This is a genomic window from Scandinavium sp. (genome assembly GCF_051650185.1).
Classification (GTDB): domain Bacteria; phylum Pseudomonadota; class Gammaproteobacteria; order Enterobacterales; family Enterobacteriaceae; genus Scandinavium.
Genome location: NZ_JBOFIN010000073.1, coordinates 29,327 through 40,315, shown reverse-complemented (window position 1 = coordinate 40,315; position 10,989 = coordinate 29,327). Strand labels below are relative to the sequence as shown.

At 57.3% G+C, this 10,989-nt stretch carries 6 protein-coding genes; 3 read left to right on the top strand and 3 right to left on the bottom strand.

The genetic code is table 11. The annotated features are described in order from the left end of the window. On the top strand, window positions 1-123 hold a 123-nt coding region (locus ACRCWW_RS09365; protein WP_241013015.1), incomplete at its 5' end, for a hypothetical protein. Between the two features lie 50 nt (window positions 124-173). Here the strand turns inward: ACRCWW_RS09365 and ACRCWW_RS09360 are convergent. After that, entirely contained in the window at window positions 174-527 is a 354-nt protein-coding gene (locus ACRCWW_RS09360; protein ID WP_438682171.1) for a DUF4156 domain-containing protein, read from the bottom strand. Window positions 528-820: 293 nt separating this feature from the next. Here ACRCWW_RS09360 and ACRCWW_RS09355 point away from each other — a divergent pair, with 293 nt between their 5' ends. Together ACRCWW_RS09355 and ACRCWW_RS09350 are read left to right on the top strand one after the other, a co-directional pair. Continuing rightward, window positions 821-1,348, top strand: coding sequence for a hypothetical protein (locus ACRCWW_RS09355; RefSeq protein ID WP_438682170.1), 528 nt, complete (start codon window positions 821-823; stop codon window positions 1,346-1,348). A 30-nt stretch (window positions 1,349-1,378) separates the two neighbouring features. Beyond that, a complete protein-coding gene (locus ACRCWW_RS09350) occupies window positions 1,379-1,831 on the top strand; it encodes a hypothetical protein (RefSeq protein WP_438682169.1) in 453 nt (150 codons plus the stop codon). A 37-nt stretch (window positions 1,832-1,868) separates the two neighbouring features. Here the strand turns inward: ACRCWW_RS09350 and ACRCWW_RS09345 are convergent, their stop codons facing one another. After that, complete coding sequence (locus tag ACRCWW_RS09345; protein WP_438682168.1) at window positions 1,869-2,375, bottom strand: hypothetical protein; 507 nt, start codon at window positions 2,373-2,375, stop codon at window positions 1,869-1,871. 72 nt (window positions 2,376-2,447) lie between these two features. After that, window positions 2,448-10,865 carry an Ig-like domain-containing protein gene (locus ACRCWW_RS09340; protein WP_438682167.1) on the bottom strand — a complete coding sequence of 2,806 codons (8,418 nt, stop codon included), beginning with the start codon at window positions 10,863-10,865 and terminating at the stop codon, window positions 2,448-2,450. Window positions 10,866-10,989 lie beyond the last annotated feature (124 nt).

Below are 10,989 nucleotides of genomic sequence, written 5' to 3'. Positions count from 1 at the left end.
CTTGCAAGTATGGGACAACTAGTGAAATTACCGACAAGAAGGGAAAGGGCCTTCCCGAGAGTGGTAAAGGAGAGGCCCTGGAAATACCCCACAGCCCCGAAAAAGAGCCAGTCAGTTGCTTAACTGACTGGCATTACTCCATTGCTGAGGGCGTTTTTTCTACACGGGAAGGATCAGTTCGGGCACTTATAAACCTGGCCGATCATTTCGCTGTCGGTCGGCACGAAGCTTGAAAGCATGCCCTGAGTTGGGCTGCTCACACCGTAAATCACGTTGCCACCCATTTCAGCAGCCTGGTTACGCAGCGCATTCGCCGCACCACGCATTGAACCGCCCTCTTCACCCTGCTGACCGGAGAGCCAGTTGCTCTGTTTGCCCGTCGCGGTTCCCAGAAGCTGGCATTCACTTGCCGGTTTGTCTTCAACAAAGCGAACATTCTGCCCGCCGGCGGTCAGTTCGTTGCTGGAACTGCAACCGGCCAACAACAAAGCGGCACCGACGATCCCTGCACAGACTTTTACGCGCATCTTATTCCTCGTTATTCGTGGGCTGGACACAACTTGTCCGTGTGAACGTTATACTAAAAAGATGACCAAAAGAAAAACCCCAACACACGAAGTGTGCAAATTTGTCGACCCCGTCAGGGTAGGTCACCCGGTGAGCACATCAGTAAATAAACTCACTTAACCTGGCACCAGCAGGATAAAAATCTGCTTTCTGCAACTTTTAATATATAAATTGCCGACCATTCCTCCCGGTCGCTACTCTGCTCAGAACATCCACTTCGCGCACGACCTCGTCATGCTCCTGATTAACCAGAGTGCTTTATATGGACATTCAAATATACAGTGATGATCGCTATCTCAAATATGCCGTAGATTCACTAAAAACGGTTTATCCCGGTCGCAGACAAATTCATTTCATTGACGTAGATATTTTCCCGACGATTAAAGCCCTGCGGGACTATATTTATCAGGAAACTACTGACATCCAGCGAATTATATTTATCTCGCGCGGTATGCTGCTCGCCGCAGTGCTGGCGAAAGAAATTGATATTCATATCAGTGCCCCGCTCATTCACTGGCGCGCCTGCATTAACAGAATGCCGGGAAAAGAGCGTGAATGCGCACTGCTGAAGCTCGACAACATTCTGACCCTGCACCGTCTGACCTATCGGGAACGGCTACTTGCGGCGGAGTTGAGACGCAGCACCAGCCTTCGACTGACGGCCAGAACCATGGATTACTCCGTCAAACAGCTGCAAACCCTGTCGATGTCTATCTACCGCAAAATGAATTTAAAAAATACCAACCAGCTGCATTTCGTGTTGAGAAATCTGCTCCATTAATTTTCGCTATTCTGCAAGGATGGTTTTCGGATGTTTAATAACAGACTCCCCCTTACTGCCTCTTTAATTTTCCTCAGCGCCTGCTCTTATACCAGCAGCCACAGCATCATTAACATGGTCGAGCCCGCCGTAGCCGCTGATGATTTTAATCTTCATGACTCCATCGTACAGGACGATTCGCCAAAGCCAGTTAGCCCACTGCTCGACGGAAACACCCTGGCCTCAAGCCATGACACCTGTATTGACTACCTTAATTTTTTACGTGCGGAAAACCCGCCGCAGTATCAAAAATATGCGGCTGACTATGGCCGGGTCACTGAGGGCTACGAATTTCTGAACCGCAACAAGAACATCATGGCGGAGGATGCGAAGGAGATGTATACCCTCAACCTGCGGGTCAAACTCGATACGCTCTGCTCTCAGGTACAGTACTCAGGCCACCAGTTGGTGAAATATAAAATCCAGAATCTGATTGGCAGGTAACGCAGGTAGAGTAAGCGCAGAAAACCTGCGCTTATTGCTATAAAAAGGAACATTGGAAAACAGAGCCACCACTCGAACGCAGCAGCAAGGTCACGCCCTCCCGGCGGTAGAACTGCAGTCTGCCAATCACGCCCGCCGCTTTCTCTTTGCTGCTCAACAGCGACATATCCTCAAGCGCCTCATAGCTTTCTCCTTTCTTCGGCGCATAGAGGATAAGGCTGTCTCTGGCCCGATTGTAGCGGTAGCTCACCGTATGTATCGTGATCCCCTCCGGAGATCGTGGGCTACGGACTTTTGTCGCAATAATCGCTTTATGCTGCTCACGAAAAGTAATTTCCAGCATCCCATGAGTCACACTTTTATTCGACCTATCATAATAGTGATAAGAGCTGGTACAGAGCTGAGGGTAATATAAAGGTCTGGCATAACTAGTAACTGTTAATTCATCCTGCATTAACAGCAGCAAGGTAATCAAAAATAAAACCACCCAAATTAACTCTTCTCTCAGGGCAGTACAGAGTTCGCATTCGGCCACCCAGCGCATAGTATCATCCTGATAATATTATTTAAGACACAAGAAAAAGCATGCCGCGAGGGCATGCTTTTCTTTTTTAAATCACGAGCACCCAGCAGGTTCACTGTCCGAGTATGAATTCTGCGTTATAACATCATAATTTCCTGAAACACTTTTCAGTTTAAATACCGACCAGTAAGTTTTCGATGTGCTGGGTATCGAATAGGTATATTCACTGCCGTCTGAGAGATATAATTTGACTCGTGCCCCATTCATATGTCTCGGTTCATTAGAGTATCGCTTCACGTAATAACAGTAACTCCCCGTATGCATGCTCCTGATGGTAACAGTTTCCGGCCCGAAGCTGGTCGTATCATCAAGATCGAGATTAGCATCAGCGCCGGCGGGCGTTTTGTTACCGAAAAAGAGATGAGTCCCTCCAGGTATCAAAAGATGGGAGTCTAAGTCCGTTGGCTGAGCTTCCCAGGTCAGCACAATACGAGCCGCATCACCATTAAGCAGCGGTGACATCGTAAAGTCCTTCTGATACTCGACGACATTTGCCACATCAATCGGGTCCTTAAATTCAATAAATCCGGTTTTCGTCGCCCTGACGTAATAGCTCCCTTGTTTAATATTGACCGAATATTTGCCGTCGCTGCCGGTGGTCACGTTATACAACGCTTCAGTAGCCGTGTCATTGGCATAGATCTTCAGCGCAACGCCCGCTATCGCACTGGCATTCACCGCATTTTTCACGGTGCCAAAGAGCTTCACCAGTTGCGCATTGAAGTTCACCTTCTTATCAGCGTTCACTTTGATATTGTTCGCCAGCGCCGCCGACACCTGGATCCCTAAGGTTTCCGTGCGAGTGCTCTTCAGCGTGGCAACAGCGATCCCCTGAGCATCCGTCGTGCTGCTGGCGGTCAGCGTCACCGCCGTCGCTTTGTCCTGCGACCAGGTCACGGCGACATTCGGCACCACGTTGCCTTTCGCATCTTTCACCAGCGTCTTGTAGGTGAAGACATCGGTGCCGTTGGCGACCTTATCGAGCAACGCGCCGTCAAGCGTCACGCTGGCGATTACCGCGGTTGCGGCATCGGCGATAAAGGTCGTTGGCTCCGTGGCGGAAGTGCTGTTCGCGGTTGCGGTAACCGTGTAACTGCCCGCAATCAGACTGGTGACCTTCGCCGTGGCTTTACCATCCGCGCCCGTTGTCCCGATAAGGGTGGTCAGCGTCGCCCCGGTCGTCACGCTGAAGCTGACGGCAATCCCGGCGAGCTTATTGTCGTTGGCATCAACCACTGTCGCCGTCACCGCATTGCTGGCTGTACCATTGGCTATCGCCCCACTGGTGGTCACCAGGTTGGCCTCAAGGATCCGCGCAGTGCTGGCATCAGCGATAAAGAGCGTAGGTTTATTGACACTGCTGCCGTTAGCCATCGCGGTTACCGTATGGCTTCCCGCCTTTTTACTGACGATTGTCGCCGTGGCTTTCCCGTCGCTCCCGGTTGTTCCGGTTACCGTTGTCAGCGTCGCCCCACTGCCGACGCTAAAGCTGACGGCCACACCGGAGACCTTATTGCCGTTGGCATCGGTCACTGTCGCCGTCGCGCCATTGGTCGCGATATTGTTGGCCACCGCGCCATCAGGGCTGATCACCAAATCGCTATCTACGATCCGCGCCGTGCTGGCATCGGCCACAAAGCTTGCCGATTTGGTCGCGGAGCTGCCGTTAGTGCTGGCAGTGACCACATAGCTGCCGGCTTTCAGGCTGGTGACTTTCGCCGTCGCTTTGCCATCTGCTCCCGTCGTCCCGATAACCGTGGCTATTGTCGCCCCGGTTCCCACACTGAAGCTGACCACCGCGCCGGAGACCAGGTTGCCGTGGCTGTCTCTGACGATAGCCGTCACCCCATCGGTGTCGACGCCATTGGCCTTCGCGTTATCCGGCGAGATGGTCAGACTGGCGCTGGTGATTTGCGCCGTCGAGCTGTCAGCGATAAAGCGAGTGGCCACGCTGCGGCTGACGCCGTTGATGCTGGCCTGCACATTGCTGGTTCCCGCCGTGGTGCTGGTTATGCTGGCCACCGCAATACCACTGGCATTGGTCGTGACAGAACGCTGAGCCAGTGTGCCACCGTTATCGGCGCTGAAGGTCACCACGACACCCGACACGGTGTTGCCGTTGGCATCGGTCACTTTCGCCAGCACCCCGTTATGATCCTCGCCGTCAGCGATAGCACCATCCTTCGTAACAGTCAGAGCGCCGTCGATAAGGGTGGCCGTCGCGGTATCAGCGATAAAGGTTGTCGGCTTGCTGACCTCGCTGTCGTTGGTTTCCGCCGTCACCGTGTAGCTGCCTGCGGTGGTACTGGTCACCGTCGCTGTCGCTCTACCGTCTGCGCCCGTCGTGCCGATCACCGTCAGCAAACTGGCGCCCGCGCTGACGCGGAAATCGACCACAGCCCCGGACACCAGGTTGCCGTTGGCATCGGTCACCGTGGCCGTCACGCCATTTTTCGCGATGCCGTTAGCTGCCGAGCGATCGGGGTCAATCACCAGATTTGCCTCGCCGATCTCCGCCGTGCTGCTGTCCGCGATAAACGACGCGTTTTTCGTCACGGTATGGCCATTCGCCGTGGCCGATACCGCATAGCTTTTCGCCGTCTGGCTGGTGACCTCCGCGGTCGCCTTGCCATCGGCGCCCGTGGTGCCGATGAGCGTCGTCAGCGTCGCGCCTGTCGCCACGCTGAAAGCCACCTCAACCCCGGGTACGATATTCCCCTGGGCATCGGTGACCGTTGCCGTTACGCCATCGACATCCATGCCGTTGGCGATGGCGTTATCAGGTGAAATAACCAGATTGGCGCTGGTGATCGTCGCCGTACTGCTGTCGGCGATAAAACGGGTGGGCTTGCTGGTCGTATTACTGTTAACCGTCGCGCTGACCGTATAGCTTCCGGCTGTGGTGCTGGTCACCGTCGCGCTGGCTTTCCCATCAGCTCCGGTCGTGCCCGTTACCGTTTGCAGGCTGGCCCCGGTACTGACGGAGAAGCTGACAGCAGCCCCAGAGACGAGGTTGCCTTGCGCATCCGTTACCACAGCCGTTACGCCGTTCTTCGCGCTGCCGTTGGCAAGGGAGCCATCCGGATCGATGGTCAAATTGGCGTCGACGATCGTCGCTGTCGTGCTGTCAGCGACAAAGGTCGCAGTTTTACTGGTACTGCCGCCATTCACCCTCGCGGTCACGGTGTAGTCGCCCGCGACCAGACTGGTGACCGTCGCCGTCGCTTTACCGTCTGCACCCGTCGTCCCTGTCACCGTGGTGATTGTCGCGCCACTGCTGACGCTGAAGCTAACCGTCGCGCCGGGCACCAGGTTGTTATTGGCATCGGTGATAATAGCAGTGACGCCATTTTTCGCCGTGCCGTTGGCCGCCGCACCATTTGGGCTAATCGTCAGATTAGCGTCGGCGATCTCCGCGGTGGTGGCGTTAGCGGTAAAGACGGTCGCCACGCTTTGCGAATGCCCATTGATCGCCGCGCTGACGTTGATTGTCTTCGCCTGCTGACTGGTGAGACTGGCCTGCGCCACCCCGTCGGCCCCGGTCATCACGGAGGCGTCCGCAAGGGAGGCTCCGCCATCGGCGCTGAAGATCACCGTGACCCCGGGGACGGCATTACCGTTGGCATCCGTGACTTTGGCCTGTACGCGGTTAGCATCTGTCCCGTCAGCGATGGCATTGTTTTTCGCCACCGTCAGGTTGCCATTGATGATGGTTGCCGAGCCTTCATCGGCAACAAAGTGTGTTTCTTTGCTGGCTGTGCTGCCGTTGGCCCGGGCCGTCACCGTATAGCTGCCAGCGGTGATGCTGGTGACGGTTGCGGTCGCTTTGCCGTCTGCGCCGGTCGTGCCAATAACGGTGCTAATCAGCGCGCCGCTGCTGACGGTAAAGCTCACCGCCACGCCTGAGGTCAGGTTGTTATTGGCATCGCGAACGATAGCCGTCACGCCGTTTTTCGCCGTGCCGTCTGCCAGCGCCCCGTCCGGGCTGATGGTCAGGCTGGCATCGGTGAGCTGCGCTGTCCCGCTGTTCGCGGTGAAAGTTGTCGCCACGCTGGCGCTGTTGCCGTTAACCGTGGCGCTCACATTGGCCGTTCCCGCCCGCAGACTGGTGAGACGTGTGGCGGCGGTGCCGTCTGCGGCTGTCACCGCACTCGTTGTCACGACGGTTGCGCCGTTGTCCGCGCTGAAGGTGACGGTAGCCCCCGCAACGACGTTGCCGTTGGCATCGGTGACTTTCGCCTGCACCCGGTTGCTGGCCGTGCCGTCGGCGACGGCGTTGTTATCCGTTACCGTCAGGTTGCCGCTGGTAATGGTCGCCGTGCCGCTGTCAGCGACAAAACGCGTTGGCTTGCTGGTCGTGCGGCCGTTGACGCCGGCATTCACCGTATAGCTTCCGGCCACCCGGCTGGTGACGGTTGCCGTTGCTTTGCCATCGCTGCCGGTGGTGCCGATAACGGTGGTCACCGTCGCACCGGTGCTGACGGTAAAGGTCACCACAGCCCCGGGCACAAGGTTGCTGTTGTCATCCGTGACGATGGCAGTAACGCCATTGGTGGCGACGCCATCTGCGACGGAACCGTCAGGGTTTATCGTCAGATTGCTGCCAGCTATCTGCGCGGTGGAGAGGTCGGCAACAAAATGGGTATCCACCATCTGGTTGCTGTTGTTCACCGTAGCGCGAACCTTCGCCATCCCCGCTCTCACATTAGTCAGCGTGTTTTCAGCGATGCCGCTGGTATTGGTGACCACCACGCTGTCGTTCATCGTGGCCCCGTTATTGGCGGCAAAGGTGACGTTAACGCCCGGAACAGGGTTCCCCTGAGCGTCGGTGACTTTCGCCTGCACGCTGTTGGTATCGTCGCCATTGGCAACCGCATGGTTGCTCGTCACCGTCAGGTCACCGCTGACGATCGTGGCAGTGCCCGTATCGGCCACAAAAATGGTGGGTTTAGTGGTGGTTTGCCCGTTAACCACCGCGCTCACCGTATATTGACCCGCCGCCTGGCTGGTGATTTTAGCCGTGGCTTTGCCATCGGCCCCGGTAGTGCCGCGCAGCGTGGTGAGCACCGCGCCGCTGCTGACGCTGAACGTCACCACCTCATTCGGGACGAGGTTATTGTTGGCATCCGTTACCGTGGCGGTAACACCGTTAGCGGCAACGCCGTTGGCGGCTCGACCATCAGGATCGATCACCAGGTTGGCGCTGGTGATCCGCGCAGAGCTGGCATCCGCAATAAACGTGGTCGACACGCTGCGGCTGCTGCCGTTCACCGTTGCGGTCACATTTGCGCTCCCTGCTCGCAGGCTGGTAAGCGTAGTCTCCGCCAGACCGCTCTCATCGGTGGTGACGGAGGACACCGCTATCGACGCACTGTTATCAGCACGGAACGCTACGCTTACGCCCGGCACAACGTTCCCGTTGGCATCGGTCACCTTCGCCCGCACCCGGTTGGCATGAGTTCCGTCAGCAATGGCGTTGTTATCAACGACGGTCAGATTCGCGCTGGTAAGCGTCGCCGTGGTCGCATCCGCAATGAACAAAGTTGGCTTACTGGTCGTCTGGCCGTTAACTTTCGCATTAACCGTATAAGTGCCTGCTACCCGGCTGGTGACTTTGGCGGTGGCTTTGCCATCTGCGCCAGTGGTGCCGACCAGCGTCGTTAAGACTGCCCCGGCGCTGACGGCAAACTGGACCGGAGCCCCCGGCACCAGGTTGTTATTGGCGTCAGTGACGATGGCTGATACGCCATTGCTGGCAAGGCCATTGGCCGCAGAGCCATCGGGCGCAATAGTCAGATTAGCGGCAGTGATCCGCGCCGTTCCGAGGTCGGCGACAAAGCGGGTCGGTTTACTCACCGACTGCCCGTTGGCGCTGGCTGTCACCGTATAGCTGCCGACGGTCTGACTGGTGACCGTCGCTTTTGCCTTTCCGTCCGCCCCGGTCGTTCCGACCGTGGTGGTGATAATCGCCCCCGTGCTGACGCGAAAAGCGACGGCAACGCCAGGTACCAGGTTGCCGTTAGCATCCGTCACCGTGGCAATCACGCCGTTGCTGGCGCTGCCGTTTGCCAGTGCGCCATCAGGGGCGATAGCAAGGTCAGCCTCTCTGATCTGCGCCGTGCTCGCATCGGCAATAAAGCGCGTGGTCGCCGTGGCACTGTTGCCCGACTCCACAATATTCACTCGCACACCGTAACTTGTCGCCCTGCGGCTGGTGATGCTCGCCCGCGCCACTCCATTACCATCGCTCACCACCTGAGTCGGCGCGATGGTCGCCCCCCTGCCCACGCTGAGCTGAAGCGTCACGCCCGGTACCGGGTTGCCCTGGGTATCCGTCACCTTAACGGTCACGTTATTGCTGTCGACGCCGTTGGCAAGGGCATCCTGAGTCACCGTCAGATCGCCGCTGGCGATGCGGGCCGTCGATTTATCGACCACAAAAGTGACTCTCTTCGTCAGCGATACGCCGTTGGCCTCAGCCGTGACGCTGCTGCTGACGGCCTGAGTGTTGGTGACGTTGAGCGTGGCGTGTCCCTGAGCATCGGTCAGCGCTGTTCCGCCATTTGCTGCCACCGCGCCATGATCGGCACTGAAGTTGACGGTATAGTCCGGCACCGGGTTACCAAAACCATCTTTCACCGTGGCCTGCAACACGTTGGGGTGTACGCCATCGGCAAACGCACGATCGCGTACGACCGTCAGCTCCGTCAGGCCAGCGGTCGATGGATCGGCAACAAAGTTGAGTCGGGCGGTGTTGTAGTTGCCGTTATCCATTTCGGCGGTAATCAGCCCCTGTGCCGCCACTTTACTCTTCACCTGCACCGTCGCCAGGCCAAGGTTATTGGTGTAGACGCTGAGATGATGGCCGTCAGTAGCCTCATCAGTAAACAGCGTGGCCCCGTCGTTAAGCTGCGCCACCTCAAAGCTGATGTGCTGCGTGGGCAGCGGGCGGCCATCTTTATCCACGACCTTCGCCGTCACGGTGAAGGCCTGACTGTTGTCTGCCAGCAGGGCGGTTTGCGGAACAACGATCATCTGGCTGATGATCTGACTGGAAGGCGTGACCTTCAGCACCGTGGTCGCCGCGTTGGATTTATTGCCGTTGTTGTCGGTACCGATGGCCGTCAGGGTGTAATCCTGTGCGGGCATCAGTGAACGGGAACGGTCAAAGACGTAGCGCGGGACGCTGACTTCCAGCTCGGTCATTGAGAGCTGGCGATACGTACCGCCGTTGGCGGTAAAGTTAGCGGAAGCGCGCCACTCGATGCTGCGAACGCCATATTTAGCTTTGTCGATCGTCACCGGAATGTGGATCATCTCGCCAGCTTCCGGACTCATCTGCGGCGGCGTGGAGATCTGCAACAGGATCTGTTTGCGGTACTGCATCACGATCTCGTAGTTGCGATCGACCAGCTCATATTTGCTGCCGACCAGACTACGCTGGATATCCACGGCCTCCGGATTGAGCTGCTGCCACAGCGGCACGCCGAAGCGGTAGTTCAGATCCATGCCAATACGGGTGTCGTTGCTGTCGCCAATCGATCTTTCGCCGGTAAAGGTGATCAGCGGGAACGGGGTGTAGCTGACGCCCAGCGTCAGGGCGTGCGGATCGTCCTTCAGCTCATCCGGGCTGTGGCCGCCACCCAGATCGATGTTCTTACCAAAGTAGCGCTCATACTTCACCTCTCCGCCGAGCTGCGGCATTGACGGCAGCCAGGCCTGCGCCCTCACGTCATAACCGTTCGCCGGACGCTCGTCGTAATCCTGCATATCTCGCAGCCGCGACTGGTGCCAGTCGGTAAGGCTAAAATAGCCGTTGACCGCCAGCTTCAGGTAGTCAGTCCAGGCTTCGCCACCCACGCCCAGCCGGGCGTTTCTGCCGCTGTAGTCATAGTCGTAAAAGGTGTTAACGCCATACATCCAGCCATCAACGTACTGACGATAGCCAAAGCCAAGGTTGGCAAAGTTGCGATCCTCGTTCGAGTGCAGCCCTGCCTGAGCGAAAAGCAGGTTGTTGTCGCTCTCCATCAGCGGCAGCAGCAGGTCGCCGGAGACTTTCTTATCGCTGCCGAGTGAGACTTTGGCCGTCCCTTTCTGATTCAGCCAGTCGCTGAGCTGCTGGTTGATATAGCCCTCGCCAACGCTGCGGGCGAAGTCTATCGACGAGTCGCTGACGTTCTCCGAACTGAGCATCTGCCCGGCCTGAGCCGCTTTGGATGCCAGCAGTGAAGCGGGTTGCGTTTCATCCGAAGCAGCCTCCGCGGATTCGTTGCGGATCCCCAGTGACGGGAGCCCGCCGTCCGGGGCCGGCACAGAGGCTGGCGTGGCAACGGGAGGGGGAGTGAAACCAGGATTCGGCAGCGATGATCCCGCTGGAGATAAAGCGGGAGAAGGCTGAGCAGGCGGGTTTCTGTTAAGCATCTCACGAAGGCCAGACATTGTTTCGGCCATCGTCTGGTAATCCTGATATTCCGTTGCACGGGCCGCAGAAGAAAGAGAGATTAATATCGGGCTAAGAAGTTGAATAACTAACATTATCCATGAGGTAAGGCGCATCCAGCCTGGCGATCCTGGC